3 protein-coding genes are annotated in these 23,558 nt (G+C 70.8%); all 3 read left to right on the plus strand.

The features are described from left to right. The first annotated feature begins 137 nt into the window (after nucleotides 1–137). From O1Q96_RS22860 to O1Q96_RS22870, 3 genes are read left to right on the plus strand one after another with little or no spacing between them, the layout of a single operon-like run. Nucleotides 138–1,568 (plus strand): serine hydroxymethyltransferase, encoded by a 1,431-nt coding sequence (locus O1Q96_RS22860; protein WP_269249982.1) that lies wholly within the window; start codon nucleotides 138–140, stop codon nucleotides 1,566–1,568. Continuing rightward, nucleotides 1,565–7,165 (plus strand): non-ribosomal peptide synthetase, encoded by a 5,601-nt coding sequence (locus O1Q96_RS22865; protein ID WP_269249983.1) that lies wholly within the window; start codon nucleotides 1,565–1,567, stop codon nucleotides 7,163–7,165. The genes O1Q96_RS22860 and O1Q96_RS22865 overlap by 4 nt, the downstream gene beginning before the upstream one ends. 16 nt (nucleotides 7,166–7,181) lie before the next feature. After that, on the plus strand, nucleotides 7,182–23,540 hold the full coding sequence (locus tag O1Q96_RS22870) for an amino acid adenylation domain-containing protein (RefSeq protein ID WP_269249984.1): 16,359 nt from the start codon (nucleotides 7,182–7,184) through the stop codon (nucleotides 23,538–23,540). Nucleotides 23,541–23,558 lie beyond the last annotated feature (18 nt).

The raw sequence follows: 23,558 nt of genomic DNA on the forward strand, positions 1-23,558 counted from the left end.
ACGCGAGGGCGAAGTTAGAGTCATTCCTAATTCCGCTGTTCCTGCCGGGATCGGACAAAGACTCGCTCGGCGGCAAAGTTCCGAAAAAAGAATTCGCACCTTCCGGGCAGTACCGAACGAGAGACGAGGCAAAGGAAATGGCCGGTCAGTGGCACGCAGGGCGGACACCGTCCCCCCGTCAGGACGCCCAGCGCGTAGGCGGAGAGCAGGCCAGGCACCTGTCGGCCGGCATGGAGTCGCTGCACCGCGCCGACCCCGAGCTCGCCGGGCTGCTGGACGCCGAGGTGCGTCACCAGGACACCACGCTGGCGATGATCGCCTCGGCGAGTGTCGCCGCCCCCTCCGTCCTCGCCGCCGGCGGCGCGGCACTGTCCAACGTCACCGCCGAGGGCTACCCGGCCGCCCGCTACCACCCCGGCGCCGCCCGGTTCGACGAGGTCGAGCTGCTGGCCATCGAGCGGGCCAAGGACCTGTTCGGAGCCCGCTACGCGAACGTCCAGCCGCACTCCTGCTCCTCGGCCAACCTGGCCGTGCTCACCGCGCTCATCCCGCCGGGCGGTACCCTCCTGGGCCTCGACCTCGACGCCGGCGGTCACCTCACCCACGGGTCGCCGGCCTCGGTGACCGGGCGTCACTTCAACGCCGTGCACTACGGCCTGGACCGCTTGGGCCGCATCGACTTCGCGCAGGTCGCCGAACTCGCCCAGCGCCACCGGCCGGGCGTCCTCATCGCCGGGGCCAGCGCCTACCCCCGCACGGTCGACTTCGACCGGTTCCGGGCCATCGCCGATTCGGTGGGCGCCTACCTGCTCGCCGACATCTCCCACATCGCGGGCCTGGTGGCCACCGGAGAACACCCCAGCCCCATCGACGCCGCCCACATCACCACGACCAGCACCTACAAGCAGCTCGGCGGCCCCCGCGGCGGCCTCATCCTCAGCGGCAAGGACCACCGGGCCCCCGGACCCGACGGCCGCACACCGCTGTCCCGCCTCATGCAGCGGGCGGTCTTCCCGCAGTCACAGGGCACGCCCAGCCCCGCCACGATCGCGGCCAAGGCACGAGCCTTCTCGATCGCCGCCGCCCCGGAGTTCAAGGAGACCACCCGCCTGATCGTGGAGAACGCCGCCGCCCTCGCCGCGGAGCTGGCCGCGCTCGGCTACCGCATCCTGACCGGCGGCACCGACAACCACATGGTCCTGCTGGACATCATCGACCGCGGACTGACCGGAGTCGTCGCGGAACGCGCCCTGGAGGACTGCGGGATCCTCGCCAACCGCAACCGCATCCCCGGCGACACCAAGCCGCCCCTGGTCACCAGCGGCCTGCGGCTCGGCAGCAACATCCTCGCCCAGCGGGGGATGGGCCCCGAGCAGATGCGGGAGTGCGCCCACCTGCTGCACACCGTGATCGCCTCCACCACCCCCCTGAGCGACACCGAGTACCTGATCGACCCCGCCCGGGTCCTGCGCATCCGCGCGGACGTCACGGACCTGTGCGCCCGATACCCGCTGGTCCTCGAAACCGGGAACCGCACCCCCGCCGCCCTGATCGGAGCCGGACAGTGAACCACGCCGCACACGATGCCGGCCCGGCCCACCCGCCGGTCCTGCTGCCCACGGACCGCCCACGACGCCCGGGCATGCCGGCCCGGTGCTCCGCCGTCGAAACCACCGGCCTCGACGCGTACGCCACGGTCCCCGGACTCGACCGGCAGGCCGCGCAGGCGGCTGCCTTCGCCGCCCTGCTCCACCGCTACACCGGTCAGGACGGCATCGGATACGACCGCACCGACGACTCCGGCACCACACACGTACAGCTGCGGATCAACGGCACCCGGACCCTGCGGGAAGTGGCCGGCGCCCTGACCACCGGGCCCCGGCCCGCCGCGGACACCGTCCCCCTGGCGCTCGTCTTCGCCGACCCGGCACAGCCCGCACAGAGCCCGGCCATGTACGAACTGCGGCTCGTCGTCCGCGACGGCCTCGCCGAAATCCACTACGACCCCACCCTCTTCGACCCGGCGACCGCACGCAGGATCCTCACCCACTACCGCACCCTCCTCCTGGACGCGCTGTCCCGGCCGGATGTGCCGCTCGCCCACCTGCGCCTGCTCACCGACGCCGAACTGCAGCACATGCTCGTCGACTGGAACCGGACCGAAACCCCGCTGACGGACCAGAGCTTCCTCCACGAGGCGTTCGAAGCCCACGCCGAACGCCGGCCCGACGCGACCGCGGCCGTTCACGAGGACGCACGGTTCACCTACGGCGAGGTCAACACGGCGGCCAACCGCCTCGCCCATCACCTGCGCTCCCTGGGCATCGGGCCGGACTCCCGCGTCGGACTGTGCCTGGAGCGTTCGCCCGAACTGCTCATCGCGATGCTCGGCATCCTCAAGGCGGGCGGCGCGTACGTGCCGCTCGACCCCGACTACCCGGCCCAGCGGATCGCCGCCATGGTCGACGGCACCACCTGCGCCGTCACCGTGAGCCGCGCGGAACTCGCCTCTCGGCTGCCCGCGTCCGCCGGCAACGGAACCCCCCTGGTCCTGCTCGGCCCCGGCGGCACCGACCTGTCGGAGCACCCCGCGCACAACCCGGTCCCCGTCACGACGCCCGACCACCTCTGCTACGTCATCCACACCTCCGGATCCACCGGGGCGCCCAAGCCGATCGCGCTGCACCACCGCGGCGTGGTCAACAACATCGCCGACCTCAACTCCCGCTTCAAGGCAGGACCGGGCGACAGCGTCCTGTCACTGTCGTCCCCCAGCTTCGACCTGTCCGTCTACGAGTACCTCGGCATCACCGCCGCCGGCGGCACCGTGATCATCCCCTCCGCGGGACGCGCCAAGGACCCCGCGTACTGGACCGAGCTCCTGGTCGAACACGGCGTCACCGTCTGGAACTCCGCCCCGGCTCTCCTCGATCTGCTCGTCGACCACCTGGAGCAGAGCGGCGCGGAGCCGCTGCACCAGCTGCGGGCGGCGATGCTGGGCGGCGACTGGATCCCCGTGCCCCTGCCCGGCCGGGTCCGCGAGGTCGCCCCGGGGATGCGCCTGTTCACCCTCGGCGGCGCGACCGAGGCGTCCATCCACTCCACGATCTACGAGGTCGTGGAGGCGGACCCGGACTGGGCGAGCATTCCCTACGGCCGTCCGATGGCCAATCAGCGCACGTACATCCTCGACGACGCCTTCCAGCCCGTCCCGCCGGGCGTGCCGGGGGAGCTGTACCTGGCCGGCACGGGCGTCGCCCGCGGATACCTCGACCAGCCCGAGCGCACCGCCGAGCGGTTCCTGGAGTGGTCGCACGCGGGAGTGTCCGACCGCATCTACCGCACCGGCGACATGGCCCGCTTCGGCGAGGACGGCCTGATCGAGCTGCTGGGCCGCAAGGACTTCCAGGTCAAGCTCAACGGGCTGCGGGTGGAACTCGGCGAGATCGAGGCAGTGCTGCGCTCGCATCCGACGGTTCAGCAGAGCGCCGTCGTGGCCCACCGCAGTCAACTCGTCGCCTACGTCGTCGTGGAGGACAGCGAGGGCGCCGACCTTAAGGCACTGCACCGGCTCGCCGCGGACCGGCTCCCCGAGTACATGGTCCCCAAGGTGATCGTGCCCCTGGACCGGCTGCCCCTGACCCCCAACGGCAAGGTCGACCGCAAGGCCCTGCCGGAGCCCGACCTGTCCGGTGCCGACTACCGGGCACCGCGCACCCCCAGGGAAGAGGCCCTGGCCGAGGTCTTCGCCGATGTACTGCGCGTCGAGCGGATCGGGATCGACGACGACTTCGTCGCCCTGGGCGGCGACAGCATCCGCGCCATCCAGGCCGTCACCCGGGCCAGGACCCGGGGCCTTGCGGTCACCCCCCGCCTCATCCTGCAGCTGCGCACCGTCGCCCTCGTCGCGGAAGCCGCCGAGGACGCCGCGGACACCGAGGAGGACACCCCGTCGGCGCCCCTGCTCGTCCTGGGCGCCGACGACGCCGAGAGCCTGCGCCGGCGCTACCCGCGGCTGACGGACGTATGGCCGCTGACCCCGATGCAGTCCGGCATGCTCTTCGAGTCGATGCTGGCCGACGCCGGCTCCGACACCTACCACCTGCAGACCGTCTACCACCTGAGCGGACCGGTCGACGCCGCCCGGATGCGGGCCGTGGGCCAGTCGTTCCTGGACCGGTACGCCAACCTCACGGCAGCCTTCGTCCCCGACGCCTCCGGCGACCTCGTCCAGGTGGTGTCGGACGGTGTCGAACTGCCCTGGCGGGAGATCGACCTCAGCGATCTGGCCGACGCCGACCAGGACGACGCGTTCGCACGGTTCCTGACCGAGGACCAGGGCGCCCGTTTCGACCTCGCCACCCCGCCGCTGCTGCGTCTGACCCTGATCAGGTTCAGCCCCGAGAGGCACGAGCTGGTCCTCACCGCCCATCACGTACTGATCGACGGATGGTCGGAACAGCTCATCGCCGAGGACCTGCTCCGTCTCTACGCCGCCGGCGAGGACGCCCACGCGCTGGAGCCGGTGCGCAGTTACCGGGACTTCCTGGCCTGGCTGGCGCGGCAGGACGGGGAGGAGAGCGCCCGGGCCTGGGCCGACGAACTCGACGGCCTGGACGGCGCGACGATCGTGGCACCCGCCGCCGGCGCCGGCTCCGGCGAGCCGCTCTCCGCCGTCGGCGAAGTGAGGCTCACCCTGACGCCGGAGGAGTCGCACGCACTCGCCGGACGCGGAGCCGATCTCGGCATCACGGTCAACACCCTGGTCCAGGGCGCCTGGGCGATCCTGCTCTCCGCGCTGACCGGCCGCCAGGACGTGGTCTTCGGCGCCGCCGTATCGGGTCGGCCCGGCACGCTCCCCGGCGTGGAGACGATGGTCGGACTCTTCATCAACACCCTGCCGGTACGGGCCCAGTGCCGGCCGGGCAGCACGCTCCCGGCGTTCCTGACAGACCTTCAGAGCCGGCAGATTGCGCTCCTGGACCACCACCACCACAGCCTGACCGACATCCACCAGGCCGCGGGCCTGGACGCCCTCTTCGACACCATCGTGGCCTTCCAGTCCTACCCGTCGGATCCCGCGGGCCACCTGGAGGCAGCCTCGGCGGCCGGATTCGAGATCACCGGCCTCCGGTCGGTCGGCGGTGCGAACTACCCCCTGGCGCTGATCGTCGAGGACAGCCGGCTGACCCTCCAGTACCAGCCGCACCTGTTCGACGAGGACGCCGCCAGGGACATCGCCGGCCGGTTCAGGTCGATCCTGGGCCAACTGGCCGGCAGTGCCGGCCACGGCCTGGTCGGCGGCATCGATCTGCTCGTGGACACCGAGCGCGCGCACCTGCTCGCCGCCGGGGCCCCGGCCCTCGACGGGACGCAGGACAGCCCGGGCGGCCCGCACGAACAGCAGACGGCTGCCGCCCAGTTCGAGCAGCACGCGGCCGCCACCCCCGGCACGACCGCGGTGACCTCCGGCGACACGTCCCTGACCTTCGCGGAACTGAACACGCGCGCCAACCGCCTGGCCCACGCCCTGATCCAACTGGGGGCGGGCCCGGAAACAGTGGTGGGGCTCGCCCTGCCACGCTCCGCGGAGCTGGCGATCGCCCTGCTCGCCACCCTGAAGACAGGTGCCGGCTACGCCCTGCTGAGCCCCGATCAGAGTCCCGCACGGCGGGACACGGTCCTCGCCCAGGCAGCCCCCGAGCTGATCCTCGCCTCGCCCGACGCCGCACCGGAACTCGCCCTCACCGACATCCCGCTCGTGCACCTGGAGGACATGGACCGCACCCGGGGCCCGGACACCGACCCCGTCGACGGGGACCGCAACGCCCCCGTGCGGCACGGCAACCTCGCGTGTGTGCGCTACGGGCCCCTGGCACCGGGCGGAGTGGCTCTCAGCCACCGGGCCCTGGCCGACGGGGTGCGGCGATTCGCCACCGCGGCGGGCATCACACCCGGCGCGACGGTACTGGCGACCTCGCACCACGCCGACACCGCCGTCTTCGAACTCCTGGGCGCGGTGTGCTCGGGGGCCGGCGTCGAGCTGGCCCAGGACCTCGGCGCCCTCGCCACGAAGGGCTGGACCGGCGATGTGATCAGCACGGCCGCACCGCTCCTGGCCTCGGCGCTCAACCGGTCCACCGCCGCGATCCAGGCCCGAACAGTTGTCTTCACCGGCGATGTGCTGCTTGGATCGTTCGTACAGCGGGTCCGCAAGCGGATCCCGGGAGTGCGGGTGGTCAACGCCTACGGGCCGACCGAGACCGTACGCGCCACCGCGCTCGCCGCCGCCGAGGGATGGCACGGCGAAGGGGCCAGTCCGCTCGGCTCCGTCCTCGGTGCCATGCGCGCCTATGTCCTCAGTCCCGCACTGCAGTTGCTGCCGCCCGGCGTCACCGGCGAGCTGTATGTCGCGGGCGAGGTCGCCCGGGGCTACCAGGGCCAGGCCGGACTGACCTCCCAGCACTTCGTCGCCGACCCCTTCGGCCCGCCCGGATCGCGGATGTACCGCACCGGGGACCTGGCCCGCTGGAACAGCCAGGGCGCCCTGGAGTACGTGGGCCGAAGCGGTCCGCCGGCCCGGATCCGAGGTCATCAGTTCCGTACCGAGGACGTCGAGGCAGCCCTGGCCGCCCACCCCTCGGTGTCCCAGGCGGCGGTGGTCACCGCCGCAGACGGTGACGACCAGCAGCTCCTCGCCTACGTCGCCCCGCTGCGGAACGAGACCACCGACGCCGCAGAACTGCGGGAGTTCCTCGGCCGACGCCTGCCGGATCACATGGTGCCGACCACCTTCGTCTTCCTCGCGGAGCTTCCCTCGACAGCCGAGGGCGGCGTGGACCACCAGGCCCTTCCCGAGCCCGGTGACCAAGGCGCCGGCGAGGGCTACCGCGCCGGCCGCACCCCGCAGGAAGAGGCGCTGTGCGCGCTGTTCGCCGAGGTCCTCGGCGTCGAGCGGGTCGGGATCGACGACAGCTTCTTCAGCCTCGGCGGCAACTCGCTGAAGGCGACCCGGCTGATCGGCCGGATGCGCAGGTCCCTCGGAATCGAGACATCGATCCGGACGATTTTCCAGTATTCGACAATTGCGGAGCTTTCGGGTCAAGTCCAGGCCATCAGTGCCACGAAGAGCCGGCCCCGTCTACGCAAGATGACCAAGGAGTAGACCCAAAGTGATCCCCTTGTCCTATGCACAGCGCCGCCTGTGGTTCCTCGACCGCTTCGAGGGGGCCTCGGCGACCTACAACGTGCCCCTGGCCCTGCACCTCACCGGCGACCTGGACACCAACGCACTCACAGCGGCGATCCGCGACGTGATCGCCCGGCACGAGGTCCTGCGAACCGTCCTCTTCGAGGAGGCAGGAGTCCCCTACCAGCGGATCCTGCCCCTCGACGAGGTGGTCCTCGAAGTACCGGTCGTGCCGGTGTCACCGGACGAGGTGGACCACACCATCGAGGAAGCGATCTCCTACGCGTTCGACCTGTACGCGGAGATCCCCATCCGGGCCTGCCTCCTGCGGCACGCCCCCGACGCACACGTACTGGTCCTGCTGTTCCACCACATCGCGGCGGACGGGGAGTCGGCGGTCCCGCTGCTGCGCGACCTGTCGACCGCCTACACCGCCCGCCGCGCCGGCCACACGCCCGGCTGGGACGAACTGCAGGTCCAGTACTCCGACTACACGCTGTGGCAGCGCGACCTGCTCGGCGACGAGAAGGACCCCGAGTCCATCCTGTACGGACAGCTCGCCCACTGGCGTGAGCAGCTGGCCGGCATGGACCAGCCGCTGAGCCTGCCCCTGGACCGGCCCCGCCCCCCGGTGGCCAGCCGTGAGGGCGGCCACGCGGAGTTCCGCATCGAGCCCGAGCTCCAGGCCGCCGTGGAACGGCTGGCCCAGGAGCGCGGTCTGAGCGTCTCGATGGTCCTGCAGTCGGTGCTCGCCGTGCTGCTGCACCACCTCGGCGGCGGCGACGACATCCCGATCGGCGCCCCGATCGCCGGCCGGGTGGACGAGGACCTCAACGACCTGATCGGGTTCTTCGTCAACACCTGGGTGCTGCGGGTCCAGCTGCCCGGCAACCCCACCTTCGGCGACGTCCTGGAGCAGGTGAAGGACAAGGCACTCGGCGCGTACGACAACCAGGACGCCCCCTTCGAGATGCTCGTCGACGAGCTCAGCCCGGAGCGCTCCACCGCCTACAACCCGCTCTTCCAGGTCTTCTTCGCCTGGCAGAACATCACCCGCGCCGAGGTCGACCTGCCGGGACTGACGACCCGGCTCGACTTCGAACAACTGGGCACCAAGACCTCCAAGTTCGACCTGGAGTTCAACGTCGCACCCGACGAGAACGACGGAGCGCGCGGCACCATCGAATACGCCACCGATCTCTTCGACCAGGAGACGGCCGACTCCATCGGAGCCCGCTTCGTAGGTGTCCTGCGCGCCCTGGTGGCCGATCCCTTGGCGCCGGTCAGGCACCTCGACCTTCTGGAGCCGGCCGAGCGCCGGATCCTCACGGAGGCCAACGCCACCACCACCGACGTGCCCGACGCCACGATCGACGGGCTGTTCGAGCGTCAGGTCGCCCAGAGCCCGGACGCGGTGGCGGTGGTGTTCGAGGACACGGAGCTGACGTACGCCCAGGTGAATGCTCGGGCGAATCGTCTGGCGCGGGTGCTGGTGGAGCGGGGGGCGGGTCCGGAGTCGGTGGTGGCGCTGTCGCTGCCGCGGTCGGCGGATCTGGTGGTGGGCATGCTGGCGGTGCTCAAGTCGGGGGCGGCGTATCTGCCGATCGACCCGAAGTACCCCAGCCACCGCCTGGCCCACATCCTCTCCGAGGCCGCACCGCAGCTCATCCTCACGGACACCGCAACCGAGTCCGTGCTCCCCGACACCGACACCCCCCGGGTCCGTCTGGACGGCATCGACCTGGACAACGACGACGACCACACCGGCGTCGACAGTTCGCCGCACCCCGGCCGGCTGGCGTACGTCATGTACACCTCGGGATCCAGTGGCACCCCCAAGGGCGTCGCCATCACCCACCGCAACGTCGTCAACGGCATCACCCACCTGGCGAAGCGCATCGACGCAGGCCCGGGACGCACCGCGCTCGCCGGAACGTCGGTCAACTTCGACGTGTCGGTCTTCGAGATCTTCACCAACCTCTGCCACGGCGGGACGATCGAGATCGTCCGTGACGTCCTGGTCCTCGGCGAACGCGACAGCTGGCACGGGCACATCGTCTCCACCGTCCCCTCCGCCTTCGCCGAACTCCTCGACACCATCACCGGCCGCACCACCATCGACACCCTGGTCTTCGCCGGCGAAGCCCTGCCCGCCGCCCTCGTCACCCGAGTGCGCGAGGCCTTCCCCGGGGTCCGCGTCGTCAACGCCTACGGCCAGACCGAATCCTTCTACGCCACCACGTTCACCATCGCCGCCGACCACGCCTGGGAAGGCACCGGCAACGTCCCCATCGGGCGGCCGCTGGGCAACATGCGCGCCTACGTGCTCAGCCCCGGCCTGCGCCCCGTCGTACCCGGCGTCGCGGGAGAGCTCTACATAGCCGGAGACGTGGCCCGCGGCTACCGGGGCCGCCCGGACCTGACCGCCGAACGCTTCCACCCCGACTTCTTCGGCCCGCCCGGGTCACGGATGTACCGCACCGGCGACCTGGCCCGCTGGAACAGCCAGGGCGAACTGGAGTACGTCGGCCGCGCCGACACCCAGGTCAAGGTCCGCGGCTTCCGCATCGAACCCGGCGAGGTCGAGGCGGCCCTGACCGCCCATCCGGCCGTCGGCCAGGCCGCGGTGATCGCCCGGGAGAGCGCGGGCAGCTCCGGCGCCAAGCAGCTGGTCGGCTATGTCGTTCCCGCCTTCACCAGCGACAACGACAGCCACGACTTCCGCTCCGGCATCGAGGCGGCCGAACTGCGCGCCCACGCCTCGCAGCACCTGCCCGACTTCATGGTCCCCTCCGCGTTCGTCGTCCTCGACCGACTGCCGCTGATGCCCAACGGCAAGCTCGACCACAAGGCCCTGCCCGAGCCGGAGTTCACCGGCGGCACCTACCGCGCACCCACCACCGCACCGGAGAAGACCCTGGCCGGCATCTACGCCGAGGTCCTGGGCCTGGACCGGGTCGGTGTCGACGACGACTTCTTCGCCGTCGGCGGCGACTCCATCCGCTCCATCCAGGTCGTCTCCCGGGCCCGCGCCCAGGGCCTGGAGGTCACCCCCCGGCAGATCTTCGAGTGCCGGACCGTCTCCGCACTGGCCGAGGTCGCCTCGAGCGACGCAGGAAAGGGCCCCGTCCTCGAGGAGTTCGAGGGCGGCGGCACCGGCTCCGTCCCGCTCCTGCCCATCGCCGCGTACATGCGCGAACTCGGCGGCGGCTACGACCGCTTCTCCATGTCGATGCTGGCCGAACTGCCCCTGGGGATCGATGAGGGTGCTCTGGCGGCGACGCTGGACGCGGTCCTGGACCGTCACGACATCCTGCGCTCCCGGCTCTCCCTGGAGGACGGGGGTGCCATCGAGATCGCACCCAAGGGCTCGGCCGACGCCGCCGCGCTGATCCACCGGATCGCGTGTGACGGTGTGTGGGACGAGGACTGGCAGCAGCAGGCCGACGCCGAACTGGACGCCGCGACGGGCCGTCTGGACACGGCCGCCGGTGTGGTGGCCCAGTTCGTCTGGTTCGACCCCACCGACGGGGCGGTCCCGGGCCGGCTGCTGATCGTGCTGCACCACCTGGTGGTGGACGGTGTCTCCTGGCGCATCCTGCTGCCCGATCTCGCCGAGGCCTGGCAGCAGGTCCGCGACGGACGCACCCCGCAGCTTCCCGCGACCGGCACCTCCGTACGCCGCTGGACACACGCCCTGCTCGACGAGGCCCGCAGCCCCGCACGGACCGCAGAAATGGAACTGTGGCGCTCCGTCCTGGAAGGGCCCGACCCCCTCCTGGGCAGCCGGCCCCTCGACCCGGCCGTCGACACCCGCTCCGCTCTCGAACACCTGCAGATGCGCCTGCCCGTCGCGGTGACGGAGGCGTTGCTGACGCGGGTTCCGGCGGCGTTCCACGGCGGGGTCAACGACGGGCTGCTGGCGGCGCTGGCTCTGGCGGTGGCGAAATGGCGCCGTGGGCGGGGCATCGAGGAGTCCTCCACGCTGATCAAGCTGGAAGGCCACGGCCGTGAGCAGGAGGTGGTGCCGGGTGCGGACCTCTCGAGCACGGTGGGCTGGTTCACCAGCATGTTCCCGGTGCGCCTGGAGACGGCCGGGTTCGATCTCGACGAGGCGTTCGCGGGCGGTCCGGCCGCGGGCGGTGTGATCAAGGCGGTCAAGGAGCAGTTGCTGGCCGTGCCCGACAAGGGCCTCGGCTTCGGTCTGCTGCGCTACCTCAACGAGGAGACCGGGGCGGAACTGGCCCAGCATTCCACCGGGCAGATCGGCTTCAACTACCTGGGCCGCTTCTCCTCCGCGGACATGCCCGAAAACCTCCGCGGCCTCGGCTTCACCCAGATCTGCGAGATGGCCGCGCCCCTGGACGCCGACATGCCGGCGATGTCCGCCCTGGAACTCAACTCCATGGTCATCGACACCGACCTCGGCGCCCAGTTCGACGTCTCGGCCGGATTCCCCACCGGACTGTTCACCCCCCAGGACGTCCAGGAACTGATCGAGCTGTGGTTCGCCGCCCTGGACGCGCTCGTGCGGCACACCGCAGATCCCGCCGTCGGCGGACTCACCCCCTCCGACCTGCCCCTGGTCAAGGTCACCCAGCAGGACATCGAGACCTGGGAGCACCACTACCCCGGCGTCTCGGACGTCTGGCCGCTGACCCCGCTGCAGTCCGGGCTCCTGTTCCACACCATGCTGAACGACGACTCGTGGGACGCCTATCAGATGCAGATGGCGTTCCACATCGAGGGCAAGGTCGACCCCGCCCGCATGCGGACCGCCGGCCAGGCCATGCTCGACCGGCACGCCAACCTGCGGACCGCCTTCGTCGACGACAGTGACGGCAACCAGGTACAGGTCGTCGTCGACGGCGTCCAGGTGCCGTGGGCCGAGATCGACCTGCGCCACCTCGACGAGCAGGCCCGCAAGGAAGCCCTCGACGCGTTCCTGGCCGAGGACCACGGCCGCAGCTTCGATCCAGCCGCTCCGCCGATGCTGCGGCTCACCCTGGTCAGGACGGAAACGGACAGCTCCGAACTCGTCCTGACCGCCAACCACGTCCTGTTCGACGGCTGGTCCCTGCCGATCCTCATGCAGGACATCCTGCGCCTGTACGGATCGGCCGGCGACGCCTCCGTCCTGCCCCGGGTCCGCGGCTTCAAGGACTTCCTGGTCCACCTCTCGCGACAGGACCACGAGGAGACGGCCCGCGCCTGGGCACACGAGTTCGCGGGGGTCGAGGAGCCGACCCTGCTCGTGCCCGGCGGCACCGAGCAGGAAGGCAGCTCCGGGATCGGGCACGTCGAGCTCGCGCTGCCGCTCGACGAGGTCCGGGAACTGAACCGGCGCGCCTCCGAGCTCGGCGTGACCGTCAACACCCTCGTCCAGGGAACCTGGGCGGTGCTGCTCGGCCGGCTGACCGGCCGGCAGGACGTCGTGTTCGGGGCCACCGTCTCCGGCCGGCCGCCCGCGGTCACCGACGTCGACTCCATCGTCGGCATGTTCATCAACACCCTCCCGGTCCGCGTCCAGTACGCCCCGGCCGACACCCTCGCCGACGTACTGCGCGGTCTGCAGAACCGGCAGGCAGCCCTCCTCGACCACCACCACTACGGCCTCACCGAGATCCACCAGGCCACCGGTCTCACAACCCTGTTCGACACCCTGGTCGTCTTCGAGTCCTACCCGGTCGACCGGGACGGGCTCAGCGACGCCAACTCCGCGGCCGGCATCGCCTTCACCGGCATCCGCCCCTCCACCGGCACCCACTACCCGCTGACCGTCATGGCGGACGCCGACCCGCACCTGCGGCTCCAGCTCCAGTACCAGGAGCACGTCCTGGACCGCGAGAGCGTCGACATCATGGCCGCGCGATTCGTACGGGTCCTGCGCCAGCTGATCGCCGATCCGTCGCTTCCCGTGGGCCGCATCGACATCCTGGAGCCCGCCGAGCGCGTACGCCTGCTGGAGCAGTTCAACGACACCCGCACGCCGGCCTCCCCGCTCACCGTCCCCGCCCTCTTCGAGGCTCAGGCCGCCCAGAGCCCGGACGCGGTGGCCGTGGTCTTCGAGGACACGGAGCTGACGTACGCCCAGGTGAACGCACGGGCGAACAGGCTGGCACGGGAACTGACCGCCCTGGGCGTGGGCCCCGAGACAGTGGTGGCCCTGTCACTGCCCCGCTCCGCGGAACTCGTCATCGGACTCCTGGCCGTTCTCAAGGCCGGCGGCGCCTACCTGCCCATCGACCCCAAATACCCCAGCCACCGGCTGGAGTACATCCTCACCGAGGCCGCTCCGCAGCTGATCCTCACCGACCACGACACCGTCAGCGTGCTGCCCGCCGGCGACACCCCGGTGCTGCACCTCGACGACGTCGACCTCGACAACGCCGACCATGACGCTCCCGCCGGCATCGGGGACCTCTCGGACGCCGAGCGCTCCACCACCCTGCAGCCGCAGCACCTGGCGTACGTGATGTACACCTCCGGCTCCACCGGCGCCCCCAAGGGCGTCGCCATCACCCACCACAACGTCGTCAACGGCGTCACCCAGCTCGCCCGGGAGATCGACGCCGGGCCGGGCCGCAGGGCGCTCGCCGGGACCTCCGTCAACTTCGACGTCTCCGCCTTCGAGATCTTCACCACCCTGTGCACCGGCGGAAGTGTCGAAGTGGTCCGGGACATCCTGGTCCTGGGCGAGCGCGCGGGCTGGCACGGCAACGTCATCTCCACCGTGCCCTCGGCCTTCGCCGAACTCCTCGACCAGATCGCCGGCCACACACAGGTGGACGTCCTGGTCTTCGCCGGTGAAGCCCTTCCCGCCGACCTGGTCAACCGCGCCCGCCAGGCCTTCCCCGGCGTCCGCATCATCAACGCCTACGGACAGACCGAGTCGTTCTACGCCACCACCTTCACCCCCTCCGGAACCCCCCGGTCGCTGGGCGCCGTACCGATCGGCGCACCTCTGGGCAACATGCGCGCCTACGTCCTGAGCCCCGGACTGCAGCCGGTCCCCGCAGGCGTCACGGGAGAGCTCTACATCGGCGGGAACGTCGGCCGCGGCTACCGCGGCCGGCCGGACCTGACGGCCGAGCGGTTCGTCGCCGACCCCTACGGCGAGCCCGGATCGCGGATGTACCGCACCGGCGACCTGGCCCGCTGGAACAGCCAGGGCGAGCTGGAGTACGTCGGCCGCGACGACACCCAGGTCAAGGTCCGCGGCTTCCGTGTGGAGCCCGGTGAGGTCGAGGCCGCCACCGCCGCGCACCCCGGCGTCAAGCAGGCGGTGGTCCTCGCCCGGGCCGCGGCCGGCAACGACGCGGGCAAGCGGCTCGTCGCCTACGTCGTACCCACCGAGGCCGGCGGCGTCAGCGCCGAAGAGCTGCGCGAGGAAGTGGCCGCCCGGCTCCCGGACTTCATGGTCCCGGCCGTCTTCATGATCCTCGACCGCCTCCCGCTGATGCCCAACGGGAAGCTCGACCGGGCCGCGCTGCCCGAGCCGGAGTTCACCGCCGGCGCCTACCGGGCCCCGCGCACGGCGGCCGAGCAGTCCTTGGCCGCGCTGTTCGCCGAGGTCCTCGGCGTCGAGCGGGTCGGGATCGACGACAACTTCTTCACCCTGGGCGGACACTCACTGCTCGCCACCCGCCTGATCAGCCGGGTCCGCACCGTCCTGGGCGCGGAACTCCCGATCAAGACGGTCTTCTCCGCGCCGACGGTCGCCGAACTCACCACCCACCTCTCTGCGGGCGTGGCGGTCCGCCCGGCGCTCACCAGGCTCTCCTCCCGGCCCGAGCTGATCCCGCTGTCGTTCGCGCAGCGCCGCCTGTGGTTCATCGACAAGTTCGAAGGCCCCTCGGCGACCTACAACATCCCCCTCAACCTGAAGCTCACCGGCGAACTGGACGCCGCCGCCCTGGCAGCGGCCCTCGGTGACGTGGTGGCCCGGCACGAGAGCCTGCGCACCGTGTTCGTCGAGGATGCCGAAGGCATCCCCTTCCAGCGGATCGTTCCCCCGGCCGCGGCGCTGCTCGACGTCCCGGTGGTCGAGGTGGCCGCCGACCGGCTGGAAGCCGCGCTCGCCGAGACCGCCGAATACACGTTCGCGCTGGACCGGGAGATTCCGGTGCGGGCCCGCATCCTGCGCACCGGTGAGCAGGAGCACATCCTGTCGCTGGTGATCCATCACATCGCCGGCGACGGCGAGTCGATGGCCCCGCTGATCCGTGAGGTCTCCGCCGCCTACGGAGCCCGCCGCGACGGACGCGAGCCGCACTTCGCGCCCCTGCCCGTCCAGTACGTCGACTACGCGGTCTGGCAGCGTGAGCTGCTGGGCGAGGACTCGGACCCGGCAAGTGTGCTCGCCCAGCAGTGCGCCTACTGGCGGGACGAGCTGGCCGGCATCCCGCAGCCGCTTCAGCTTCCCGCTGACCGGCCGCGGCCGCCGAAGGCCAGTCACCGTGGCGGCATGACGGAGTTCACCGTGGAGCCCGGCCTGTTCAGCGGGGTCGAGGAGCTGGCCCGTGACCGCGATGTGACGGTCTCGATGGTGATGCAGTCGGTGCTCGCCGTCCTGCTGCACCAGATGGGCACCGGGGACGACATCCCGATCGGCGCCCCGATCGCCGGCCGCACCGACGACGCCCTGGACGATCTGATCGGGTTCTTCGTCAACACCTGGGTGCTGCGGGCCGAACTCGCCGGCAACCCGACGTTCGACGAGCTGGTCGCGCAGGTCAAGGAGAAGGCGCTGGGTGCGTACGGCAACCAGGACGCCCCCTTCGAGCGGCTGGTGGAACTCCTCAACCCCGACCGCTCCACCGCCTACCACCCGCTGTTCCAGGTGATGTTCGCCTGGCAGAACTTCGCCCAGGCCGACTTCGACCTGCCCGGCCTGCGCGTGGACTTCGTCCCCGTGATCACCGGCACCGCGAAGTTCGACCTCTTCTTCAATCTCACCGAGGTCACCACACCCGCCGGGCGCGAGGCCCAGGGCCTCATCGAGTACGCCACCGACCTCTTCGACCACTCCACGGCCGAAGACCTCGCCGTCCGGTTCCTCAGGGTGCTGGGCCAGCTGGTCGCGAACCCGGGCGCCCCGGTCGGTCTGGCCGACGCCCTCGACGCCGCTGAGCGTGAGCTGGTCCTGAACGGGCACAACCAGACCTCCCTGCCGATACCGGCGTACACCCTTCCCGGGCTGTTCGAGCGTCAGGTCGCGCAGAGTCCGGACGCGGTGGCGGTGGTGTTCGAGGACACGGAGCTGACGTACGGGCAGGTGAATGCTCGGGCGAATCGTCTGGCGCGAGTGCTGGTGGAGCGGGGGGCGGGTCCCGAGTCGGTGGTGGCGCTGTCGCTGCCGCGGTCCGCGGATCTGGTGGTGGGCATGCTGGCGGTGCTCAAGTCGGGGGCGGCGTATCTGCCGATCGACCCGAAGTACCCCAGCCACCGCCTGGCCCACATCCTCTCCGAGGCCGCACCGCAGATGGTGCTGACCGACACCGCCACCCTCTCCGTGCTGCCGGACACGGACGTCCCGTCCCTGTTCATCGACGACATCGACCTCGACTCGGCCGTCGGCGGAGCGCAGGGATGCGAGGACCTGACAGGCCGGGACCGCACCGCGCCCCTGCGGCCGGACCAGCTGGCGTACGTCATGTACACCTCGGGATCCAGCGGCACCCCCAAGGGCGTCGCGGTCACCCACCGCAACGTCGTCAACGGCGTCACGCAGCTGGCCGGACTGATCGACGCAGGTCCGGGGCGTACGGCACTGGCCGGTACGTCGGTCAACTTCGATGTGTCGGTCTTCGAGATCTTCACCAACCTCTGCCACGGCGGGACGATCGAGGTCGTCCGTGACGTCCTGGTCCTGGGTGAACGCGACAGCTGGCCCGGGCACATCGTCTCGACCGTGCCGTCCGCCTTCGCCGAACTCCTCGACACCATCACCGGCCGCACCGACATGGACACGGTGGTCTTCGCCGGCGAAGCCCTGCCCGCCGCCCTCGTCGCCCGTCTGCGCGAGGCACGGCCGGACATCCGGATCATCAACGCCTACGGGCAGACCGAGTCCTACTACGCCACCGTCTTCGCCGTGCACGAAGAGGCCGAGTGGGAAGGGAACGGCAGCGCGCCGATCGGCCGGCCGCTGGGCAACATGCGTACCTACGTCCTGGGACCGGCCCTCCAGCCGGCCCCGGTCGGGGTGGTGGGCGAGCTGTACGTCGGCGGGAACGTCGGCCGCGGGTATCTCGGCCGGCCGGACCTGACGGCCGAGCGGTTCGTCGCCGACCCCTACGGCGAGCCCGGGTCGCGGATGTACCGCACCGGGGACCTGGCCCGCTGGAACAGCCAGGGTGAGCTGGAGTACGTCGGCCGTGCCGACACCCAGGTCAAGGTCCGCGGCTTCCGCATCGAGCCCGGCGAGGTCGAGTCCGCGATGGTCGCCCATCCCGGTGTGGCCCAGGCGGCGGTGGTCGTCCGTGAGGCCACCGGCACGTCCGGCGCCAAGCAGCTGGTGGGGTACGTCGTACCGGCCGGCGCCGACCTGCCGGAGAGCGCGCAGAGCGTCGGCGAGACGGACTACGACCTCACTGCCGGGGTGTCGTCCCGCGACCTGCGTGCCTTCCTCGGCCAGCGTCTGCCCGAGTTCATGGTCCCCTCCGCGTTCGTCGTCCTGGACCGTCTGCCGCTGATGCCCAACGGCAAGCTCGACCACAAGGCCCTGCCCGAGCCGGAGTTCACCGGCGGCGCCTACCGGGCGCCGCGCACGCCGCAGGAGAAGGTCCTCGCCGATGTCTACGCCGATGTCCTGGGTCTGGACCGGGTCGGTGTCGACGACGACTTCTTCGCCGTCGGCGGCGACTCCATCCGCTCCATCCAGGTCGTCACCCGGGCCCGCGCCCAGGGCGTCGAGGTCAGTCCGCGGCAGATCTTCGAGCAGCGCACCGTGGCCGAACTGGCCCTGGTGGCCCGCAGTACCGGAACCACGGTGGTCCTGGCGGAACTCGAGGGCGGCGGCGTCGGCGACGTCCCCCTGCTGCCGATCGTCAAGTACATGACGGAACTGGGCGGCGGCTACGACCGCTTCTCCATGTCCCTCGCCCTCGACCTGCCGCTGGGGATCGAGGGTGGTGCTCTGGCGGCGACGCTGGACGCGGTCCTGGACCGTCACGACATCCTGCGCTCCCGGCTCTCGCTGGAGGACGGGGGTGCCATCGAGATCGCGCCCAAGGGGTCGGCCGACGCTTCCGCGCTGATCCACCGGGTCGTGTGTGACGGTGTGTGGGACGAGGACTGGCAGCAGCTGGCCGATGCCGAGCTGAATGCCGCGACGGGGCGTCTGGACACGGCCGCGGGTGTGGTGGCGCAGTTCGTCTGGTTCGATCCCACGGATGGGGCGGTTCCGGGCCGGCTGCTGATCGTGCTGCACCACCTGGTGGTGGACGGTGTCTCCTGGCGCATCCTGCTGCCCGATCTCGCCGAGGCCTGGCAGCAGGTCCGCGACGGACGCACCCCGCAGCTTCCGGCGACCGGCACCTCCGTACGGCGTTGGACACATGCCCTGCTCGACGAGGCCCGCAGCCCGGCACGGACCGCAGAGATGGAACTGTGGCGCTCCGTCCTGGAGGGTTCCGATCCCCTCCTGGGCAGCCGGCCCCTCGACCCGAGCGTCGACCTGCTCTCCACCCAGGAGCAGTTCACCGTCCGGCTGCCCGTCGCGGTGACGGAGGCGTTGCTGACGCGTGTTCCGGCGGCGTTCCACGGCGGGGTCAACGACGGGCTGCTGGCGGCGTTGGCTCTGGCGGTGGCGAAGTGGCGCCGTGGACGGGGGATCGAGGAGTCCTCCACGCTGATCAAGCTGGAGGGACACGGCCGTGAGCAGGAGGTGGTGCCGGGTGCGGACCTCTCGAGCACGGTGGGCTGGTTCACCAGCATGTTCCCGGTGCGCCTGGAGACGGCCGGGTTCGATCTCGACGAGGCGTTCGCGGGCGGTCCGGCCGCGGGCGGTGTGATCAAGGCGGTCAAGGAGCAGTTGCTGGCCGTGCCCGACAAGGGCCTCGGTTTCGGTCTGCTGCGCTACCTCAACGAGGAGACCGGGGCGGAACTGGCCCAGCATTCCACCGGGCAGATCGGCTTCAACTACCTGGGCCGTTTCTCCTCCGCGGACATGCCCGAGAACCTCCGCGGCCTCGGCTTCACCCAGGTCACCGACCTGGACCTGGCCGCAGACCTGGACGCCGACATGCCCGCCATGTCGAGCGTCGAGATCAATTCCGCGGTCATCGACACCGACCTGGGCGCACAACTCGACGCGGTCATCGGATTCCCCACCGGCCTCCTCAGCCGCGCCGAGGTCCAGGAACTGGCCGATCTGTGGTGCCAGGCGCTGCACGCCCTCACCCGGCACACCGCCGACGCGGCCGCCGGCGGACTCACCCCCTCCGACCTGCCCCTGGTGAAGGTCACCCAGCAGGACATCGAAATCTGGGAGAGCAACTACCCCGGCCTGGCCGACGCCTGGCCCCTGACCGCGCTGCAGTCCGGACTGCTCTTCCAGTCCCGGCTCAACGACGACGACGCCATCGACGCCTACCAGATGCAGATCGCCTTCCACATCGGCGGACCCATCGACTCCGCCCGCATGCGGGCGGCCGCCCAGGCCATGCTCGACCGCTACGCCAACCTGCGGACCGCCTTCGTCGACGACAGTGACGGCAACCAGGTACAGGTCGTCGTCGACGGCATCGACGTGCCCTGGCAGGAGATCGACCTCAGCCACCTGCCCGAGGACGAGCGCACAGCGGCCTTCGAAAGGTTCCTCGCCGAGGACCACCACCAGCACTTCGACCCCCTCCGGCCCCCGCTGCTGCGCTTCGCACTGCTCACCATGGGCCCGGAGAAGTCCGAACTCGTTCTCACCGCACACCACGCCCTGTTCGACGGCTGGTCCTTCCCGATCGTCATGACCGACCTGCTGCGCCTGTACGGATCGGCCGGCGACGGCTCGGTCCTGCCCAGGACCCGCGGCTACCGGGACTTCCTCGTCTGGCTGTCCCAGCAGGACCACGACGAGACCGCCCGGGCCTGGGCCGCTGAACTCGACGGCGTGGACGAGCCCACGCTCGTGGCCCCCGTCACCACCCGGCGGGGCGACGACGTGGACGACTCGGCCGCCGGACAGGTCGACGTGGTCCTGGCCATGGACGAGGCCCGCCGGCTCAACCGCCGCGCCTCCGAGCTCGGTATCACCGTCAACACCCTGCTCCAGGGGGCCTGGGCGGTCCTCGTCGGCGAACTGACCGGCCGTCAGGACGTGCTCTTCGGCGCGACCGTCTCAGGACGGCCGCCGACGGTCACCGACGTCGACTCCATGGTCGGACTGTTCATCAACACGCTGCCCGTGCGTGCCCGGTACAGCCCCGGAGACACCCTTGCCCAGATGCTGCAGAGCCTGCAGAAGCGGCAGGCGGCGCTCCTGGACCACCACCACTACGGCCTGGCGGAGATCCACCGGACCACGGGCCTGAGCACCCTGTTCGACACCCTCGTCGTCTTCGAGTCCTACCCCGTGGACCAGGAAGGCCTCAGCGACGCCAACTCGGCGGGCGGCATCTCCTTCACCGGCATCCGCCCCTTCTCCGGCACCCACTACCCGCTGACGCTGATGGCCGACGCCGACCCCTACCTGCGGCTCCAGCTCCAGTACAAGGAAAGCGTCTTCGACCGCGCCACGGTGGAGTCCCTGGCGGGCAGCCTGCAGCGCATCCTGCGTCAACTGGCCGACGACCCCACCCGGCACATCGGACAGGTCGAGGTCCTGGAAGCCGCCGAGCGCGACCGGCTGCTCCACCAGTTCAACCACGTCGACACACCGACCCCGCAGGTCACCCTCCCCGAGCTGTTCGCCCAGCAGGTGGCGGCCACACCGGACGCCGAGGCAGTGGTCTGCGACGGCGACTCACTCACCTACCGGGAACTCGACGCCCGGGCCGAGCGGCTCGCCCGCCTGCTCACCGCCCGGGGAGTGGGACCCGAAACGGTGGTGGCGGTGGCGCTGCCCCGCTCGACCGACCTGGTGGCCGGCCTCCTCGCGGTCCTCAAGGCCGGCGGCGCCTACCTGCCCATCGACCCCAAGTACCCCAGCCACCGGCTGGAGTACATCCTCACCGAGGCGGCCCCCCAGCTGATCCTCACCGACACCGGCACCGTGCCCGTACTGCCCGACACGGACCTGCCGCTGCTGCGCCTGGACGACCTGGACATCACCACGGATCCGGGACCGGGAACAGGGGAGGGGACACGAGCCGTGGACCTGCGCCCGCAGCATCTCGCGTACGTGATGTACACCTCCGGCTCCACCGGCGCCCCCAAGGGCGTCGCCATCACCCACAGCAACGTCGTCAACGGCGTCCTGCGCCTGGCCACCCGCATCGGGGCCGCGCCGGGCCGGCGCATGCTGGCCGGCACCTCGGTCAACTTCGACGTCTCCGCCTTCGAGATCTTCACCACCCTGTGCACCGGCGGCATCGTCGAGATCGTCCGGGACGTCCTCGCCCTGAGCGAGCGCGACCGGTGGGACGGCAACGTCATCAGCACCGTCCCCTCGGTCTTCGCCGAACTGGTCGACCAGCTCGCCGACCGGACGCACGTCGACACCCTGGTGTTCGCCGGCGAGGCACTGCCGGCCGGGCTGGTCAACCAGATCCGTCAGGCCTTCCCCGGCGTGAAGATGATCAACGCCTACGGGCAGAGCGAATCCTTCTACGCCACCACCTTCACCGTCCCTGACGGCGAGGAGTGGGACGGCTCGGGCAGCGCCCCGATCGGTTCGCCCCTGGGGCACGTACGTGCCTACGTCCTGGGCCCCGGTCTCGCACCGGTCCAGGTCGGCGTGGTCGGCGAGCTGTACATCGCCGGTGACGTCGGGCGCGGCTACCGCGGCCGGGCCGACCTGACCGCCGAGCGGTTCGTCGCCGGCCCCTACGGATCCGCGGGCGAACGGATGTACCGCACGGGCGACCTGGCCCGCTGGAACGACAACGGCCAGCTGGAGTACGTGGGCCGCGGCGACGCCCAGGTCAAGATCCGGGGGTTCCGCATCGAACCCGGCGAGGTCGAGGCGGCTCTCGTCGCCCATCCGGGCATCGCCCAGGCAGCCGTCATCGCCCTGGAGGGCCGCGGAACCGGCAAGCAGCTCGTGGGCTATGTCGTGGCCGCCGGCCCCGATGCCCTCGACACCGACGAACTGCGCGCTTTCGCCACCGAGAAGCTGCCGGCCTTCATGGTCCCCGCCGCCTTCATGGTCCTCGACCGGCTTCCGCTGACTCCCAACGGGAAGCTCGACCGGGCCGCCCTGCCCGCACCGGAGTTCGCCGGGCAGGAGTACCGGGCGCCCCGCACAGGGACCGAAGAGGCCCTGGCGGAGCTGTTCGCCGACATCCTGGGCCTGGAGCGGGTCGGCATCGACGACAACTTCTTCACCCTGGGCGGGCATTCACTCCTGGCGACCCGGCTCAACAACCGCATCCGTGCCCGGCTGGACACCGCGCTGCCCATGCGGGCGGTGTTCCAGGCCCCCACCGTCGCCGAACTCGCCCTGTGCGTGCAGGCGGCCGACGACGCACCGGAAAACGCCGACCCCTTCGCGCGGGTGCTCCCCATCAAGGCCGGCGGGGACAAGGAGCCGCTGTGGTGGATTCACCTGGCGGGCGGGCTGGCCTGGCCGTATCTGAATTTCGCCGGAATGCTGCCCGCGGACCGGCCTTCCTACGGAATTCAGGCGCGCGGACTGGACGGCAGAACTGCGCTCCCCGATTGCCTGGAAACTCTGGTCGGCGAGTATATCGAGCAGATATTCTCTTATCAGAAGGAAGGCCCCTACCATCTGGTCGGCTGGTCCTTCGGCGGCATCGTCGCCCACGCGATAGCCGCGGAACTGCAGCACCGAGGCCACGACATCGCACTGCTCGGACTGCTGGACTCCGCACCCAGCGGGCACTTCGCCGGCAACGAGGACCTCGAACTGGCGCAGGTACGCGGCCTGCTGGGAGACCACATCGGCGACCTCGCCGACTCGGACGAGAAGCGACTGCTCGACATCGCCTCCGCCGTCGTGGTCAACAACGTCGACATGCTGAAGCGGTTCGAACAGCCCGTTTATGAGGGCGACGCCCTGTTCTTCAACGCGACGCTGAATCCCGAAGCGCCGTACATGGACCAGTGGAAGTCGCACATCACCGGAACGCTGCGAGTGCACGACATCCCCAGCACCCACCACGAGATCTGCACGCCGGAGCACGCGCCCGCCGTCACCGCGGCCATCGCCCGCGAGCTCGACGCGTCCTGAAAGGCGCCCGGCGCCGGC

Source organism: Streptomyces aurantiacus, from assembly GCF_027107535.1.
In the GTDB taxonomy this organism is placed as follows: Bacteria; Actinomycetota; Actinomycetes; order Streptomycetales; family Streptomycetaceae; genus Streptomyces.

Coding starts and splice junctions, on each gene's coding strand:
- O1Q96_RS22860 (WP_269249982.1), top strand. CDS start 138: ATGGCCGGTCAGTGGCACGCAGGGCGGACACCGTCCCCCCGTCAGGAC.